18 protein-coding genes and 2 tRNA genes are annotated in these 15,502 nt (G+C 68.3%); 12 read left to right on the top strand and 8 right to left on the bottom strand.

The features are described 5' to 3' along the window. Window positions 1-71 precede the first annotated feature (71 nt). The 4 genes from BUB76_RS00775 to BUB76_RS00760 form a co-directional block, all read right to left on the bottom strand. Entirely contained in the window at window positions 72-503 is a 432-nt protein-coding gene (locus tag BUB76_RS00775; RefSeq protein WP_073125619.1) for a DUF6691 family protein, read from the bottom strand. Between the two features lie 2 nt (window positions 504-505). Further along, on the bottom strand, window positions 506-940 hold the full coding sequence (locus BUB76_RS00770; protein WP_073125616.1) for a YeeE/YedE family protein: 435 nt from the start codon (window positions 938-940) through the stop codon (window positions 506-508). Next, entirely contained in the window at window positions 940-1,149 is a 210-nt protein-coding gene (locus BUB76_RS00765; RefSeq protein WP_073125612.1) for a YgaP family membrane protein, read from the bottom strand. The genes BUB76_RS00770 and BUB76_RS00765 overlap by 1 nt, the downstream gene beginning before the upstream one ends. A 103-nt stretch (window positions 1,150-1,252) precedes the next feature. Continuing rightward, the gene (locus tag BUB76_RS00760) at window positions 1,253-1,927 is read right to left on the bottom strand and encodes a Crp/Fnr family transcriptional regulator (protein WP_073125607.1); all 675 of its coding nucleotides are present in this window, start codon (window positions 1,925-1,927) and stop codon (window positions 1,253-1,255) included. Window positions 1,928-2,166: 239 nt separating this feature from the next. On the opposite strand from BUB76_RS00760, the gene BUB76_RS00755 reads away from it, so the two are divergent. Beyond that, the gene (locus tag BUB76_RS00755) at window positions 2,167-3,183 is read left to right on the top strand and encodes a TauD/TfdA dioxygenase family protein (RefSeq protein ID WP_073125604.1); all 1,017 of its coding nucleotides are present in this window, start codon (window positions 2,167-2,169) and stop codon (window positions 3,181-3,183) included. A 290-nt stretch (window positions 3,184-3,473) separates the two neighbouring features. Here BUB76_RS00755 and BUB76_RS00750 read toward each other — a convergent pair. Together BUB76_RS00750 and BUB76_RS00745 are read right to left on the bottom strand one after the other, a co-directional pair. Beyond that, window positions 3,474-3,548, bottom strand: a tRNA-Asn gene (locus BUB76_RS00750). Between the two features lie 59 nt (window positions 3,549-3,607). Further along, window positions 3,608-4,474 (bottom strand): MBL fold metallo-hydrolase, encoded by an 867-nt coding sequence (locus BUB76_RS00745; RefSeq protein WP_073125601.1) that lies wholly within the window; start codon window positions 4,472-4,474, stop codon window positions 3,608-3,610. 40 nt (window positions 4,475-4,514) lie between these two features. Between BUB76_RS00745 and BUB76_RS00740 the strand changes: the two genes are divergently transcribed. Further along, window positions 4,515-5,834: an ATP-binding protein gene (locus tag BUB76_RS00740; protein ID WP_073126480.1), complete on the top strand. Its 1,320-nt coding sequence runs from the start codon at window positions 4,515-4,517 to the stop codon at window positions 5,832-5,834. 70 nt (window positions 5,835-5,904) lie between these two features. Further along, window positions 5,905-6,126: a hypothetical protein gene (locus tag BUB76_RS00735; protein WP_073125597.1), complete on the top strand. Its 222-nt coding sequence runs from the start codon at window positions 5,905-5,907 to the stop codon at window positions 6,124-6,126. A gap of 384 nt (window positions 6,127-6,510) precedes the next feature. On the opposite strand, the gene BUB76_RS00730 is transcribed toward BUB76_RS00735, so the two are convergent. Then, window positions 6,511-7,218 carry an RlmE family RNA methyltransferase gene (locus BUB76_RS00730; protein WP_073125594.1) on the bottom strand — a complete coding sequence of 236 codons (708 nt, stop codon included), beginning with the start codon at window positions 7,216-7,218 and terminating at the stop codon, window positions 6,511-6,513. A gap of 101 nt (window positions 7,219-7,319) precedes the next feature. On the opposite strand from BUB76_RS00730, the gene BUB76_RS00725 reads away from it, so the two are divergent. Next, window positions 7,320-7,667: a DUF1428 domain-containing protein gene (locus BUB76_RS00725; protein WP_073125590.1), complete on the top strand. Its 348-nt coding sequence runs from the start codon at window positions 7,320-7,322 to the stop codon at window positions 7,665-7,667. 13 nt (window positions 7,668-7,680) lie between these two features. Here BUB76_RS00725 and BUB76_RS00720 read toward each other — a convergent pair whose 3' ends face one another. Then, on the bottom strand, window positions 7,681-8,796 hold the full coding sequence (locus BUB76_RS00720) for a Ppx/GppA phosphatase family protein (protein ID WP_073125589.1): 1,116 nt from the start codon (window positions 8,794-8,796) through the stop codon (window positions 7,681-7,683). A gap of 278 nt (window positions 8,797-9,074) precedes the next feature. Here BUB76_RS00720 and BUB76_RS00715 point away from each other — a divergent pair, with 278 nt between their 5' ends. The 8 genes from BUB76_RS00715 (at window position 9,075) to BUB76_RS00680 (ending at window position 15,433) form a co-directional block, all read left to right on the top strand. Beyond that, window positions 9,075-9,371: a virulence factor gene (locus BUB76_RS00715; protein WP_073125585.1), complete on the top strand. Its 297-nt coding sequence runs from the start codon at window positions 9,075-9,077 to the stop codon at window positions 9,369-9,371. Window positions 9,372-9,407: 36 nt separating this feature from the next. Continuing rightward, window positions 9,408-10,319, top strand: a complete 912-nt coding sequence (locus BUB76_RS00710) for a methylenetetrahydrofolate reductase (RefSeq protein ID WP_073125582.1) — start codon at window positions 9,408-9,410, stop codon at window positions 10,317-10,319. A 7-nt stretch (window positions 10,320-10,326) separates the two neighbouring features. Beyond that, on the top strand, window positions 10,327-11,307 hold the full coding sequence (locus tag BUB76_RS00705; RefSeq protein ID WP_073125579.1) for a methyltetrahydrofolate cobalamin methyltransferase: 981 nt from the start codon (window positions 10,327-10,329) through the stop codon (window positions 11,305-11,307). A gap of 74 nt (window positions 11,308-11,381) precedes the next feature. Beyond that, entirely contained in the window at window positions 11,382-11,573 is a 192-nt protein-coding gene (locus BUB76_RS00700) for an N-(5'-phosphoribosyl)anthranilate isomerase (RefSeq protein ID WP_139250741.1), read from the top strand. Between the two features lie 66 nt (window positions 11,574-11,639). Next, entirely contained in the window at window positions 11,640-13,652 is a 2,013-nt protein-coding gene (locus tag BUB76_RS00695) for an ASKHA domain-containing protein (RefSeq protein ID WP_073125572.1), read from the top strand. Window positions 13,653-13,706: 54 nt separating this feature from the next. Then, window positions 13,707-13,780 (top strand) — tRNA-Gly (locus BUB76_RS00690). 126 nt (window positions 13,781-13,906) lie between these two features. Further along, window positions 13,907-14,602, top strand: a complete 696-nt coding sequence (locus BUB76_RS00685; protein ID WP_073125569.1) for a DUF533 domain-containing protein — start codon at window positions 13,907-13,909, stop codon at window positions 14,600-14,602. Between the two features lie 6 nt (window positions 14,603-14,608). Further along, on the top strand, window positions 14,609-15,433 hold the full coding sequence (locus BUB76_RS00680) for a PhzF family phenazine biosynthesis protein (RefSeq protein WP_073125566.1): 825 nt from the start codon (window positions 14,609-14,611) through the stop codon (window positions 15,431-15,433). Window positions 15,434-15,502 lie beyond the last annotated feature (69 nt).

The following is a 15,502-nucleotide window of genomic DNA, read 5'->3' as shown; positions in this document are numbered from 1 at the left end:
GGGCCGTTCTTGGCCCCTGCCCCTTTGCATCATCATGTCGTGGACCGCGGCCTCGCCGCCTGTCGCCTTCTTCATGCCGAGACCCTCCGGACGAATGGCGCCGTCGTGCCCCGCGCGATCAGGAGCCCCGCCACCACTGCGGCGACGAACAGGAAGACCTCGACCCGGCCGGTGCCAAGCGCGGGCAGCGAACCGCCCGGGCAGAATCCGGCGATGCCCCAGCCGATGCCGAAGACGGCCGCGCCGCCGACGAGTTTCGCATCGATGGCGCGCGCGGTGGGCAGGCTGAAGGCGCTGTCGAAGACCGGCGCCGCGCGGCCGAAGACCAGCTTGTAGCCCAGAAAGGTCGTCACCAGCGCACCGCCCATCACGAAGATCAGCGACGGATCCCACGCCCCGGCGATATCGAAGAAATTCAGGACCTTCGCCGGGTTGGCCATGCCCGAGATCGAGATGCCGACCCCGAAGACCAGTCCGACCAGGTATGTTGCGAGAAGTTTCATTCTCAGCCTCCGATCACGTGCCGCAGGACGAAGACCGTCGCGAAGGTGAACGCCATGAAGGTCACGGTTGCGACGATCGAGCGCGGGCTGAGACGGGCCATGCCGCATACGCCGTGCCCCGAGGTGCAGCCCGACCCCCAGGTCACGCCCATCCCGACGATGATGCCACCGATGACCAGCGCCCCCGTCGAGACGGGGACCTCGACCGCCGGCATCTCGCCCATCACCAGCCAGATGGCGGCCGGGCCGGAAACCATGCCGGCGAGCAGGGCCGCGCGCCACGCGAACTCGGCGCCCGAGGCCGGGAAGATGACACCCGACAGCACGCCGGTCGCGCCCATGACACGGCCGAGCGTCAGCATCAGCAGCGTCGCGGCCAGGCCGATCAGGACGCCGCCGGCCAGCGACGCCCACGGGGTGAAAACGGTCTCGATCATCAGCAGTCCCGGCAGGTCTTGAGCCCGACGACGCTGTAAAGCGGGCAGTTTCCGACAAGCGCCGTCAGCGTGAAGATGCCCGCGACGACGATGGCGCCCCAGAACAGGATCCCGTGGCCCAGCATCGGTGTGGCGAGGGCGAGGATCAGAAGGACGGCGGCAACGATCAGGCGTGCGCCGCGGTCGAGTTTTCCCATATTCGTGGACATGTCTCTCTCCATCCAGAATCGATGGAACAGACATGGCACGGGTCGGTCGTGATCCTTGGTGACTTGGTCACAGACTCCGGGAAAAAACCGGCCCGATCGCGCGTCAGACGTGCGCGCCCGCCGATTTCACCAGCCGCGCCAGCCCTTCCTTGCCGGTCAGATGGACCTCGCCGCGCGATTGCTCGACCCAGCCGCGGCGGTGGAATTCCGACAGCGTGCGCGAGATGACCTCGCGCGCCGTTCCCAGTTCCGTGCCGAGCGCGGCGTGTGTGGCGTGGACCACGCCCCTGTCATCCGCGAGCTCCAGCAGACGCGCCGCAAGGCGCACATCCATGCGCTGGAACACGATGTCGTCGATCAGGGTGAACAGGTCCGTGATGCGGCGCGAATAGGCGGTGAAGACGAACTCGCGGAACACGGGCGATTTGCCCACCAGGCTGTCGAAGGTCTTGCGCGGGATGGCGACGGCGCGGACATCGGTCTCGCTGATCCCCTCGGCCGCGTAATCCTCGAAGGCCAGCATGCAGGCCGTGGTCAGCACGCAGCTTTCGCCCGCATGGACGCGATACAGGAACACGTCCCGCCCCGTGTCGGATTTCTGCTGCACCTTCACCGTCCCGTCGAGCAGCAGCAGCAGGTTGTCGGCCGTCTGCCCCGGCGCGAAGATCTGCGCACCGGCGGGCGCCGTGACGATCTGGCTTCCGGCCTCGAGCTCGGCCCTTATATCGGCGGGAAGCCGGGTCAGGCCGGGGAACGTGTCGATCCAGGTGTCGGGCATGGGCGGCTTGTCCTCGGGCGGTGTGGGGGGCGGCGCGGCGGGCCGACAGGATCGGTCTCCATGCTGCACGCCGCGGGGCCGACTTCAAGGATCGGGATCATCCGCGTGGCGGTCTCGGCACCCTCCGCCGGCCGTCTCCGCGGACCCGCTCGCCATTAGCCACAAGGTTGATTGGCGGGCCACCCTTTCGACCACGGCAACCTCTTCCTACGTGAATCCATAGGCAAAGGAGGAGAGCATTGACCGACAATCCAACCCGACTCCCGCCCATCGACCCGGACCGCGCCGCCATCATCGCGCGCGCGGGCGGCACGATCGACGCCCTCGACCCGATCGGCGCCGCAGTTTCCGGCATCGACCTGACCGCCCCCGAGGCGATCCCGCCCGAGGTGGTCGAGGCGCTCGAGCACGAGATGGCCCATCGCGGCTTCATCGTCTTTCGCAACGAATCGGAACTGTCGCCCGACGACTTCCTGCGCGCCAGCGTCCTGTGGGGCGGGCGCGAGCTGCACAGCACCCACGGCGTCCACCCGCAGACCCCCGGCGGCAACCCGCATATCTTCCGGCTGTCCAACGACGAACGCCACGGCATCCCCGATGTCGGCCCGCAATGGCACAACGATGGCAGCTTCCTGCCCGCCACCTTCTCGCACGCGGGCTATCACATCATCCGTCCGGCCGAGAACGGCGGCGGCACCCATTTCGCGCACCAGGGGCTGGCCTTCGACGCCCTGCCCGCCGACAAGCAGGAGCGCTGGCAACGCCTGTTCTCGGTCAACTCGGCCTCGGGCGTCGTGCATCCGCTGGTGCACCGGCACCCGGTCTCGGGGCGCAACTCCATCTGGCTGCACCTGGGCATGACCGGCGCGGTGCTCGAGAAACTTCCCGACCAGGACGGCTTCCGCCTGCTGACGGCCGACGAGCTCACCGCGCTGTGCCAGGACTACAACGCCATCCTGAACGCGGGCTTCGAGAACGGCTATGCCGCCGCGTTCGAATACGGCGAGAACGATTGCGTCTTCATCGACAACCTCGCCGTGGCGCATCGCGCATCGCCCGAGGCGCATATGCCGGTGGAGCAACAGAGCCTGCGCATCATGCACCGCAGCACCGTCAAGGGCGCGCAGGACCTCGCCCCCCGCTTCGGCCTGCCCCAGCACGTGCCCATCGACGGCCCCACCCCCGACGCCCGCGGCGTGTGGCAGGGCGGCGGCGTCGGCTTCCGCTGGAGCGCCGACATCCCCATGCGGAACTGAGCGGGTGGGCGCAATTGGCGCGGGTGGACATTGGTAGGCTCGCCAAGGGCCATCCCGAGAGTCGATCGGACCTTAGTCAATAAGGCCGATCTAGATCGGCTCTGCGAAAGCTTGCTAGCTATTGAACCGGCTTGCTCTCCGCTGGCGGAAGCTGCTCTCATTCGCCTTTGGCGATAAGTTCTTTCTTGGACGCGGCTAGCTCTTCGATCTTAGCGAACGACACTCAGCACGCTATTGCACCAGCAGCCCGAAGGCTAGGTGACGCAGGTAGCTCGTTTAGTTGGAAAATTTGGCTCCGGCGGTAGGGATCGAACCTACGACCAATTGATTAACAGTCAACTGCTCTACCGCTGAGCTACGCCGGAACACGAGGGGGCGTATAGCAAGGGTGTTCGGGGGCGACAAGAGGTCCGGGAGGAAAAAGTCACGGGCGGTGGAACATCGTCTCGGCATGGATCGGCCCCTCGGCGGAGACCTCGTTTTTGCCATGCAGGTCAATCAGATGCGCGAGGACGTTGCGCGCGGCGGCCGGCAGAAGACGGGCGGGCGTGTCGGTATAGATGCGCGCGGCCAGCGTGGCGGCGGTCAGCGGCGCGGGCCCCAGCGCGTCGAGGATCTGCGCCTCGCGGCCCTTGCGGTGGGCGATGAGCCAGTCAAGCCGTTGGACCGGCGCCTCGACCGGGTCGCCGTGGCCCGGGTGGAACCGCGCCCAGGGGGTTTCGGCCAGCCGCGCGACGGACGCCATGAACTGGGTCATGTCGCCGTCGGGCGGCGACACGAGCGACGACGCCCAGCCCATCACCAGGTCGCCGGTGAACAGCGTGTCGCCCCAGGCGAAGCTCAGGTGGTTCGACAGGTGCCCCGGCGTCCAGAGCGCGCGGATCGTCCAGCCCTCGCCGCGAACGGTATCGCCATCCGCCAGCGTTTCGTCGGGCCGGAAGGCATGGTCCACGCCCTCGCCCCCGCCCAGATCGCCCAGCCGCTCCATCACCGGCGCGCGGCCCGCATGGGCGGGACCGAAGCCCAGGATCGGCGCGCCGGTGGCCTTCGCCAGCGCGCGGGACAGGGGCGAGTGATCCAGGTGGGCGTGGGTCACGAGGATGTGGCTCACCCCGTCGGGACAGGCGGCGAGGATCGCGTCCAGATGTGCGGGATCGTCGGGCCCCGGATCGATGACAGCACGCCTGCCCTCGCCCACCAGATAGGTATTGGTGCCCGTGTGGGTCATGGGCGACGGGTTCGGCGCGCGCAGCCGGCGCAGCCCGGGCCCGAGCGTGAACGGCGCGGCCATGGCCTTCCTCCTGTCTCGTGGACGCAGTAGCGTGGCCAGCATGACAGTCGATGGTCTCAAACGCTATGTCCCCCGGTCGCTCTACGGACGGGCCGCCCTGATCCTGCTGCTGCCGGTCATCACCATCCAGCTGGTCGTGTCGGTCGTCTTCATCCAGCGCCTGTTCGAGGACGTGACCGAGCAGATGACCACGAATGTCGCGCTGGAACTGTCGCGCCTCGTCACCCTGATCGAGGAAGCGCCGGACCTGGCGGAGGCCCGCGACCACGCTGGCCAGCTGGCGCGGTCGCTGAACATCGACCTGGTCCTGCCCGACCCCGACCCGGTGACCGAGGACGCGCGCCTGTTCTACGACCTGTCGGGGCGGTTGGTCCTTCCCACGCTCCACGACGATCTGCCGGGCATCACCGGCATCGACCTCGCGCGCGACGACGGCGCGGTGTTCCTCAGCATCGACACGTCGAAAGGGCCCGTGGGGCTGAGTTTCGACCGCGACCGCGTGTCGGCCGAGAACCCGCATCAGCTGCTGGTTCTTATGGTTGGCACGTCGATCCTGATGACGGTGATCGCCTACCTGTTTCTCAAGAACCAGCTCAGACCGATCAAGCGCCTCGCCGCGGCGGCCGAGGCCTTCGGGCGCGGCCGGCTCCAGCCCTATCGCCCCTCCGGCGCGACCGAGGTGCGGCAGGCGGGGGCCGCCTTCCTCGACATGCGCCAGCGGCTCGAACGGCAGATGGAGCAGCGGACGCTGATGCTGTCGGGCGTCAGCCACGACCTGCGCACGCCGCTGACCCGGATGCGGCTGAGCCTGTCGATGATGGACGATCCCGAGGCCCCTGCCCTGCTACGCGACGTGGACGAGATGCAGCGCATGCTGGACGCCTTTCTCGACTTCGCCCGCGACGGCACGCTGGACGATCCGACGCTGGTCGACCCAGCCCTGCTGCTCCAGGATCTGGTCGAGAACAGCCGCCGCGCGGGACAGGCCGCGCATATCCACCGCATCACCGGCTCGGGCGAGGCCCTGCTCCAGCCCGTGGCGATCAACCGCGCGCTGGAGAACCTCGTGGGCAACGCCGTCCGGTATGGCAGTCGGGCCGAGCTGTCGCTGTCGCTGACCCCCAAGGCGCTGGTCTTCACGGTTGAGGATGACGGCCCCGGCATCCCCGAGGCGGCCCGGGACGAGGCGATGCGCCCCTTCGCCCGGCTGGATGCCGCGCGCAACCAGAACGCGGGCGGCGGCGTGGGCTTGGGCCTGAGCATCGCCATGGACATCGCGCGACAGCACGGCGGCATCCTGCGGCTGGACCGGTCCGAGCGTCTGGGCGGGTTGAAGGCGGATATCGTCCTGGCGCGGTGAAATTTTAGGCGACTATCAATTCGAGAGAAAATGTATTATGTGATATTTATTCCAGTGGGGAGGAATGACCATGAAACTGATCTCGATTTTCGTTGCAGCCGTTCTCGCGTTCGGGGCGCCCATGGCGGTGGCCGAAACGCACAACAATTCTGCAAGCGAGCTTGCCCCGGGACAGAGGACGAAGGCGTCGCCGCGCGACGATAACGGCAAACGGTACGCGCCGGGGCAACGCGCCAAGAGAACGAAAGCCGACGACAACGGCTCGCGCTTCGCGCCCGGACAAGGCAAGTAGGCACTGCCTTACGCTCGCATCGCCCTCAGGAAACGAGGCCGGCACCCTTCCCGTGCCGGCCTCGACCGGTCAGCCGGGGACAGAGGATCGGCTTACGCGTGATGGGTCGCGGACGGCAGCCTAACCAGCGCCGCGAGTTGAAAATCGTCGAACGGGGTACGAAAGCCGGACTGATAAGCGCGCGGTGCTCGCGCAGGAAAACGGCGGGTTACCGTATCGAGCCAAGCCACGGCGACGGTCCGCTCCGACAGGGCGGGCGTTCGTTTTGACACCGAACTAGGGTCGGTATTCGCCAGCCGCGAGAGCGGCGCGCCTTGGGACGAGACCGCGCGCCAACTGCCCACGACCTCGTCGGTCGAGACGATCACGGCGAGCGGAGCGACCCTAGTCGACGCCGCGAAAGCCCTGCGCCACCACGAATTTCTCGGAACTGTCCGACCGGCTGCTGGGCGGTTTCATGTGGGCGACCTTGGCGAAGCGTTGTTTCAGGATCTTCTGCAGATCGCCCTCGGCGCCGCCGGCCAGCACCTTGGCGACGAAGGTCCCGCCCTCGTCCAGCACGTCGAAGGCCAGGTAGGCCGCGGCCTCGCACAGCGCGATGATGCGCAGGTGGTCGGTCTGCTTGTGGCCCGAGGACGCGGCCGCCATGTCCGACATGACCACGTCGGCCCGCCCGCCCAGCAATTCCTTGACCCGGTCGTCGGCGCCTTCATCCATGAAATCCATCTGGTGGATCTCGGCGCCCGGCACCGGCTCGACCTCTTGCAGGTCCACGCCGAGGATGCGGCCCTTGGGCTTGCCCGGCGTGTCCCCCAGCGCGTTGATGCGCGGCACGGCCACCTGCAACCAGCCGCCCGGCGCGCAGCCAAGGTCCACCACCCGCGCGCCGGGGCGCAGGAAGCCGTACTTGTCGTCCAGTTCCATGATCTTGAACGCCGCGCGGCCGCGATACCCCTCGGCCTGCGCGCGCTTCACGTAGGGGTCGTTCAGCTGCCGCTGCAGCCAGCGGGTCGACGAGGACCGCCGCCCCCGCGCCGTCTTCACCTTCACGGTCAGGTCGCGCGCGCCGCGGCCGCTGGTCTTCTTGGCCATGATCGCCATCCTTCCGCCCGCGCGGTCGCGCGAAACAAATCGTTGAAAATCGAACCCGGCCGGGCGTCCATGGGGATACCGCAGACGAAGGAGTTCGCACCATGCCGTATTTCGATCTTTTCGTGGCCGCCGTTCCCAGCGCCGACAAGCAGGCCTATACCGAGTTCTGCACCAAATCGCACGCCTATTTCCTGTCCATCGGCGCCACCGGGGCGGTCGATTGCTGGGGCGACGATGTCCCCGGCGGAGAGCTGACATCCTTGCCCATGGCCGTGAAATGCGGGCCGGACGAAACCGTCGCCGCGGGCTGGATCGTCTGGCCCGACAAGGCCACGCGCGACGCGGGCTGGAAGAAGATGATGGAGGACGATCCCGAGATGCAGATGCCCTTCGACGGCAAGCGCATGATTTTCGGCGGTTTCTCCGAGATCGCCACCAGCGCGGCCTGATCTGGGCGCCGGGTCAGTAGGGGCCGTCCTCCAGCACGCCGTCCGCCGACATCTGGGCGTAAAGCAACCCTTCACGCAGGCCGCGATCGGCCACGCTCAGCCGGTCGGTGGGCCAGACCCGCAGCAACGCCTGCAGGATCGCCGCACCGGACATGATCAGCGCGTGGCGGTCGCGTCCGATGCGCGGATCGGCGCGGCGCCCCTCGGGGCCGAGGGTCAGGTAATCGCGGATGACGGCGTCGATTTGCGCGCTGGTCATGCGCAGCCCGTCCACGCGGTTGCGGTCATAGCGACGCAGGCCCAGGTGGCTGGCCGCCACGGTGGTGACCGTCCCGCTGGTGCCGATGATCTGGAAGCCCTCGCGCTTCTGCTCGGTGGCGTAAGGCGCGAAATTCACGAGGTTTTCCTCGAAGAACCAGCTCATCAGCGCGAAGCGGGCGGCGTCGTTCTTCACGTCGTCGAATTGCTCGCGCAGGGTGGCGACACCCAGAGGCACGCTGATCCAGTCCACGACACGCGCCGCCGGGAAGGGCGATCCGTCCGCGGGCTTGAAGCCCGCGTGCAGCCGCATGATGGCGCGGGGCCGTTCCACCCGCGGCACGCGGGTCAGGTCGATCCAGACAAGCTCGGTCGAGCCGCCGCCGATATCCACGACCATCAGCTGTTCGGTCTTGGTGCTGACCAGCGGCGCGCAGGAGATCACGGCCAGCCGCGCCTCTTCCTCGGGCTCGATGATGTCCAGCCGTAGACCCGTCTCGCGCCGGACCATGCGGATGAAGTCGCCCGCGTTGGTGGCACGCCGGCACGCCTCGGTCGCGACCAGCCGCATGTGGCTGACCTTGTGCTTCTGCAGCTTCGACTGGCAGATCCGCAGCGCGTGCACCGTCCGGCGCATGGCGGCGGCGTTCAGCCGCCCGCTCGCCTCGAGCCCCTGGCCAAGCTGCACGGACTTGGCGAAGGAATCCACGACATGGAACTGGTTGCCCTTGGGCTGGGCAATCAGCATGCGGCACGAGTTCGTGCCGAGATCCAGCGCGGCATAAAGCGACGCGGGATCGGGTTTCTGGGTGCCGGGCGGCTCTACCGGTTTCGGGAACACGCCCGCACCTATGGGACGCTTGGGCGCCATTTTCACACGCCCTCCTTTACACTTACCGCAAGCGTAGGCCCCGCGCCCGCACCTTGCAAGCCTTCTCACCGGCCGCGCGCCGCCCTGGCCCGGCCGCACGCCTTCATAATCATGTTGAGCCGAATGACGCGCCCCGCCGCTGGCCATCCCGGTCGCTTGGGCTTACCTCAGGCCGCGTGAGCGACGGGCGCGTCGTCTTGTCCCGACAGGATGTCGAAAATCGGCATTCGGGCGGGGCTGGCGCGTCCTATCGGAAACGGGAAAGAGGAGATCCGACAATGGCCGAGGTGACCATCGTGTACTGGCGCGACATGCCCGCCCAGGTCATCGTCGGACGCGGGCGGCGGGCCACGAAGCTGGCGCTGCCCGAACGGTTCGAACAGGCCATCGACCGCGCCGCCATGAAATCGGGCGCGGCCTCCACCGATGACTACCTCGCCGAATGGCGCAAGGCCCCTCCCTACAGCGTGGACGGCGACGATGCCGATGTCGCGCGGGCCGAGGCCGACCGGATCGACGCCGAGTACGACACCGACCGCCTGAAGACCCTGATCGCCAAAGACGGTTGGGCCTGACCCCTGCCCCGTTTCCCTCGCTCGCTGGAGACCCTGATGTCGCTTCTGTCCTTCAAACGCCCGTCCCCCACCACCAGGCCCGCCCACGGTGCCATGGCGCCGTTCCTCGACGGCTTCTCGATCGAGGTGATGCCGCGCACCGCCGCCAAGATCGACGATTTCCGCGCGATCCTGCCCGAGGGCACCCGCGTCTACATCGCCCATATCGACGGCACGCCCATCGACGACATGGTCGCGACCGCCCGGCGCCTGGCCGACCAGGGCTTCCCGGTCATGCCGCACTTTCCGGCCCGGGTGATCCCCGACCGCGCGACGCTCGCGGACTGGATCGCGCGCTATCGCGGCGAGGCCGGCGTGGACCGGGCGCTGGTCCTGGCGGGCGGCCTGGCGACGCCCAACGGTGACTTCACTGACAGCATGCAGTTGCTGGAAACCGGCCTGTTCGGCGACTTCACCCGGATCCACGTCGCCGGCCACCCCGAGGGCAACCGCGACATCGACCCGTCGGGCGGCGCCGACAACGTGAGCGCCGCGCTGCGCTGGAAGCAGCGTTTCTCGGACACCACCGACGCGCGCATGGCCATCGCGACCCAGTTCTGCTTCGACGCGGCGCCGGTGATCGAGTGGGCCGACAGTCTGCGCGCGGGAGGCATCGACCTGCCCATCCATATCGGCGTGGCCGGTCCCGCCAAGTTGCAGACCCTGATCAAGTTCGCCATCGCCTGCGGCGTGGGCCCGTCTCTGTCGGTGCTGCAGAAGCGCGCCATGGACGTGACCAAGCTGTTGCTGCCCTACGAGCCCACCGACGTCGTGGCCGCGCTGGCCGCGCACAAGGCGCAACACCCCGAGTTCAACATCGAAAGCGTGCACTTCTTCCCGCTGGGCGGCATCACCGCCACGGCGGACTGGGCGCGCGACCACGGCGGCCAACGCGCCGCAGCCAGATAGGAAAGCCATGACCCGTACCGTTATCGAGTCGAAGACCAAGACCGTCACCATCGGTTTCGACGAGCCCTTCTGCGTCATCGGCGAGCGCATCAACCCCACCGGCCGCAAGAAGCTGGCGGCCGAGCTGGAGATGGACGACTTCTCGACCGTCGAGAAGGACGCGATCGAGCAGGTCGCCTGCGGCGCCATGGTGCTGGACGTGAACTCGGGCGCGGTCTTCACCAACAAGATGGCCGAGGATCCGCGCTACGCCGACAACAACTTCGTCGAGCCGCAGCTGATGCCGGAACTCGTGCGGCGGGTGCAGTCGCTGGTGGACGTGCCGCTCTGCATCGACAGCTCGGTCCCCGGTGCGCTCGAGAACGGGCTCGAAGCCGCCGAGGGCCGCCCGCTGCTGAACTCGGTCACGGGCGAGGAAGAGCGGCTGGAGCTGGTCCTGCCGCTGGTCAAGAAATACAACGTGCCGGTCGTCGCGATCAGCAACGACGACACCGGTATCAGCGAAGACCCCGAGGTGCGGTTCGCCGTCGCCAAGAAGATCGTCGAGCGTGCCGCCGATTTCGGCATCCCCGCCCACGATATCGTGGTTGATCCGCTGGTGATGCCCATCGGCGCCATGGCCACGGCCGGCCAGCAGGTCTTCACCCTGGTGCGCCGCCTGCGCGACGAGCTGGGCGTCAACACAACCTGCGGCGCGTCAAACGTGAGCTTCGGCCTGCCCCACCGCCATGGCATCAACGCGGCCTTCCTTCCCATGGCCATTGGCGCTGGCATGACCAGCGCCATCATGAACCCCATGCGCGCCGTCGAGATGGAGGCGATCCGCGCCGCCAATTTCCTGATGAACCACGACGACAATGGCTACGAGTGGATCAAGTTCTCGCGCGTGCTGGATGCGGTCGATGGCGGCGAAAGCTTCATCGAGGCCTCGAAGGCGGCGCAGGCCACCGGCGGGGCGCGCGGCGGACGGCGGCGGCGCCGCGGTTAAGCCAATGTTTACCATGCGCCGGTTCAGATCGGGGGATGATGCTATCCCCTCCCAGCCCGTTCGCGGATCATCACGTGGCCGAGTTGTTTTCGGCCAAGGCTGTCGCACGTGGCGGTGTGGTCCGACGGAACCGGGCCTGGGCGGATCGCGAGATCGGGCGCGGCCGGCTGATCGCCGAGGTGCGCAGCCGCGGCTTTCACATGATCGCCTGCGGCCCTCAATACGTGATCATCTGCAATCGCGGCGGCATCGACATGATCTGCTGACCCGAATTTGCGTCGCAAAATCTTCGATATTCTCGAACCTAAAATCGCTTTCCACGGGGAACACGCATGTCTGATCCCTTGGTCGTCTTCATGCCGTCGGGCAAGCGCGGCCGCTTCCCGGCCGGCACCCCCGTCCTGACCGCCGCCCGCCAGCTCGGCGTCGACCTCGACTCGGTCTGCGGCGGGCGGGGCATCTGCTCGAAATGCCAGGTCAGCCCCGGCAGCGGCGCCTTCCCCAAGCTGGGTCTCACGGTGCGCGAGGACGCGCTGAGCCCGTTCAACAAGGTCGAACAGCGCTACGACGACAAGCGCGGGCTGAAACCCGGCCGCCGCCTGGGCTGCCAGGCCCAGATCCAGGGCGACGTGGTCATCGACGTGCCGGCCGGCAGCCAGGTCCACCGGCAGGTCGTGCGCAAGGCCGCGGCCGCCCGCGACATCGTCATGGACCCGGCCACGCGCCTGATGGTGGTCGAGGTCGAAGAACCCGACATGCACACGCCCTCGGGCGATCTCGAGCGGCTGAAGCGCGCGTTGAAGGATCAGTGGCAGGTGGACGGCCTGACCGTGACCCTGCCGGTACTGTCCAAGCTCCAACCCGCGCTGCGCAAGGGCGAGTGGCAGGTCACCTGCGCCATCCACCAAGACCATTCGGGCGCGCCGCGCCTGCTGGACGTCTGGCCCGGCTTCTACGAGGGCGGGCTTTACGGCCTGGCGATCGACCTGGGCTCGACCACCATCGCGGCGCACCTGTGCAACCTGCAATCCGGCGAGGTCGTGCTGAGCACCGGCGTCATGAACCCGCAGATCCGGTTCGGCGAGGACCTGATGAGCCGGGTCAGCTATTCCATGATGAACCCGGGCGGCGACGCCGAGATGACGCGCTCCGTGCGAGAAGGGCTGTCGGGGCTGATCGAGGATACGCTGTCCGAGGCCGGTGTGCCCGCCCGCGCGGCGGTCGAGATCACCGTGGTCTGCAACCCCGTGATGCACCACCTGCTGCTGGGCATCGACCCGGTCGAACTGGGCCAGGCGCCCTTCGCGCTCGCCACCGCCGACGCGCTGACACTGGACGCGGCCGAGCTGGATATCGGCTGCGTGAACCCCGCCGCGCGGACCTACCTTCTGCCCTGCATCGCGGGCCACGTGGGCGCCGATGCCGCCGCCGTCGCGCTCAGCGAGGCGCCGGGCGCACAGGAGGACCTGACGCTCATCATCGACGTGGGCACCAACGCGGAAATCCTGCTGGGCGACCGCGACGGCGTGCTCGCCTGCTCCAGCCCCACCGGCCCCGCCTTCGAGGGCGCGCAGATCTCCAGCGGGCAGCGCGCGGCGCCCGGCGCCATCGAGGCCATCCGCATCGACCCCGAGACGAAGGAGCCGCGCTTCCGCGTCATCGGCTGCGATCTCTGGTCCGACGACCCGGGCTTCGCCGCGGCCACGAAGGACACCGGGATCACCGGCATCTGCGGTTCGGGCATCATCGAGGCCGTGGCCGAGATGCGGATGGCGGGCCTATTGGACGCGGGCGGCCTGATCGCCAATGCCGAACAGGCCGGCACCGACCGGATGCAACCCGACGGGCGCACGCAGGCCTACGTGATCCACGACGACGGCGACCGGCGCATCACGGTCACGCAAGGCGACATCCGGGCCATTCAGCTTGCGAAATCGGCGCTTTACGCCGGGGCGCGGCTTCTGATGGACGAACGCGGCGTGGACCGGGTCGGTCGCGTGGTCCTGGCCGGTGCCTTCGGCGCGCATATCAGCCCGCTGCACGCCATGGTGCTGGGCATGATCCCGGACGTCCCGCTCGACCGGGTGACCAGTGCCGGGAACGCGGCCGGCACCGGCGCGCGGATCGCGCTGCTGAACCTTGCAGCCCGGTCCGAGATCGAGTCGACGGTCCGGCGCATCCACAAGGTGGAAACGGCGATCGAGCCGCGCTTCCAGGAGCATTTCGTGGCCGCCAACGCTATCCCCCACGCCACCGACCCGTTTCCCGAGCTGCGCAAGATCGCGACCCTGCCCGACCCGAGCTTCAACACCTCGGGCCGCGAAGGCGGACGCCGCCGGGGCTGAGCCGTCCGGGGCCGCTTGACGGCGCGCCCGCTTTGGCGCATGGGATGGAGCAAGGCGGGTGTAGCTCAATGGTAGAGCAGGAGCTTCCCAAGCTTAAGACGAGGGTTCGATTCCCTTCACCCGCTCCAGCTTCCCAGATCCACGAGACTGCGACCGCTTGGCCGGTTCGCGCCGATTATTCGGCCCGCTCACTGGCGCGGAGGGATCGGCGCGCCTAGGTTTGTTGCGATAGCAATCCAAGGCGGGAGAACACCATGTCGTTGAAGAATATGGCCGTGAAAATGGCGCTGGCCTTCGCCGCCGCGAAGGGCGTGCAGGCCTACCAGCAGGCGGGCGGCATGGACGGCATCCGCCGCAAGCTCGCACAGCAGAAGGCACAGGGCGGCAGCGCGGGCGCGCCGTCCTCGACCGGCGGGCTCGACGGGCTTCTCGGCCAGTTGGGCCTTGGCGGTGGCGGCGGCAGCGCTGGCGGATCGTCCTCGCTGGGCGGGCTCCTGGGCGGGCTCGCCGGTGTCGCGGGCGGCAGCGCGGGCGCGGGCAAGATGAAGGGCCTGCTCGACACCACGCGCGAGACGCCCGCCGATACGGCCGAGGAAGAACAGGTCTCGGGCCTGATGATCCGCGCCATGATCCAGGCGGCCCGCGCCGATGGCGAGATCGACCAGGCCGAGCGCGCCACGCTGATGGAGATCATCGGCGACAGCGACCCGCAGGAGACGGCATTCATCCAGGCGCAAATGACCGCGCCCGTCGATCCCGAGGCGCTGGCCCGGGACACGCCGCAGGGCCACGAGATCGAGGTCTATACCTCCGCCGTGCTGGCCATCGACCCCGACAACCGCGCCGAGGCCGTGTTCCTCGACACGCTGGCCAAGGGCCTGTCGCTTGGCCAGCAGCAGGTGAACGACATCCACGACGCGCAGGGCAAGCCGCCGCTCTACACGGTCTGAACACGCGTGCCGGTTCCCTACCTCGTCTACGACGTCTTCACCGACCGCCCGTTCGGCGGCAACCCCCTGGCGGTTTTCCCCGATGCCAGCGCGTTGCCGCAGGACCGGCTGCAAACCATCGCGCGGGAGTTCAATTTTTCCGAGACGGTGTTCCTCTTCCCCGCGGAAGACGCCACCGCCCGGCTGCGTATTTTCACGCCCTTGCAGGAGGTGCCCTTTGCCGGGCACCCGCTGATCGGCGCGGCGGTCGCGCTGGGTGATGCGGGCCACGGGCCCCAGCTGTCCCTGGCCCTGCGGGATGGGACCGTGACGGCACAGGTTGCGGACGGGCGCGGGGAGTTCACCCGCACCACCCCGCTCGAGATCCTGCACCGGCCCGACCCGGCCCTGGTGGCCCGCTGCCTGTCGCTGCCGCCGCACTCGATCCGCGGCGCGGTCATGGCGTCGGTCGGGCTGCCTTTCGTGCTGGCCGAGATGACGTCGCTGCAATGTCTCGACGCCTGCCTGACCGACATGGACGCCTTTCGTCGCGGCCAGGCAGCCTATCCGTCTGACTTCGATTTCGCCGTCCTCGCCTACGTGCGCGATGGCGAGCGGGTGGACGCGCGGATGTTCGCGCCGCTCGACAACATCCCCGAGGACCCGGCCACGGGCAGCGCCGCGGCGGCCCTGGGCGCCTACCTGCGCGGCGACGCGGCCGAGCTCAGGCTCGAGATCCGGCAGGGCGAGGCCATGGGCCGGCCCAGCCGCATCGGCGTGGTCGCGACACCGCAGGGTGTCACGATCTCGGGCCGTGCCGTGCGGGTCATGGAAGGCCGGTTGCTGGTCTAGCGGCCGGATTTGCGGTGGTCGCCGATCGCAACCGGCGATAGACAGGGCACGCCTTGAGACGCCGGGGGC

Source organism: Palleronia salina (assembly GCF_900141995.1).
In the GTDB taxonomy this organism is placed as follows: domain Bacteria; phylum Pseudomonadota; class Alphaproteobacteria; order Rhodobacterales; family Rhodobacteraceae; genus Palleronia; species Palleronia salina.
This window is presented reverse-complemented; position numbering and strand designations above follow the sequence as displayed.

Coding starts and splice junctions, on each gene's coding strand:
- BUB76_RS00775 (WP_073125619.1), bottom strand. CDS start 503: ATGAAACTTCTCGCAACATACCTGGTCGGACTGGTCTTCGGGGTCGGC.
- BUB76_RS00770 (WP_073125616.1), bottom strand. CDS start 940: ATGATCGAGACCGTTTTCACCCCGTGGGCGTCGCTGGCCGGCGGCGTC.
- BUB76_RS00765 (WP_073125612.1), bottom strand. CDS start 1,149: ATGTCCACGAATATGGGAAAACTCGACCGCGGCGCACGCCTGATCGTT.
- BUB76_RS00760 (WP_073125607.1), bottom strand. CDS start 1,927: ATGCCCGACACCTGGATCGACACGTTCCCCGGCCTGACCCGGCTTCCC.
- BUB76_RS00745 (WP_073125601.1), bottom strand. CDS start 4,474: ATGGCCGCGCCGTTCACGCTCGGGCCCGGGCTGCGCCGGCTGCGCGCG.
- BUB76_RS00740 (WP_073126480.1), top strand. CDS start 4,515: ATGACAGTCGATGGTCTCAAACGCTATGTCCCCCGGTCGCTCTACGGA.
- BUB76_RS00735 (WP_073125597.1), top strand. CDS start 5,905: ATGAAACTGATCTCGATTTTCGTTGCAGCCGTTCTCGCGTTCGGGGCG.
- BUB76_RS00730 (WP_073125594.1), bottom strand. CDS start 7,218: ATGGCCAAGAAGACCAGCGGCCGCGGCGCGCGCGACCTGACCGTGAAG.
- BUB76_RS00725 (WP_073125590.1), top strand. CDS start 7,320: ATGCCGTATTTCGATCTTTTCGTGGCCGCCGTTCCCAGCGCCGACAAG.
- BUB76_RS00720 (WP_073125589.1), bottom strand. CDS start 8,796: ATGGCGCCCAAGCGTCCCATAGGTGCGGGCGTGTTCCCGAAACCGGTA.
- BUB76_RS00715 (WP_073125585.1), top strand. CDS start 9,075: ATGGCCGAGGTGACCATCGTGTACTGGCGCGACATGCCCGCCCAGGTC.
- BUB76_RS00710 (WP_073125582.1), top strand. CDS start 9,408: ATGTCGCTTCTGTCCTTCAAACGCCCGTCCCCCACCACCAGGCCCGCC.
- BUB76_RS00705 (WP_073125579.1), top strand. CDS start 10,327: ATGACCCGTACCGTTATCGAGTCGAAGACCAAGACCGTCACCATCGGT.
- BUB76_RS00695 (WP_073125572.1), top strand. CDS start 11,640: ATGTCTGATCCCTTGGTCGTCTTCATGCCGTCGGGCAAGCGCGGCCGC.
- BUB76_RS00685 (WP_073125569.1), top strand. CDS start 13,907: ATGTCGTTGAAGAATATGGCCGTGAAAATGGCGCTGGCCTTCGCCGCC.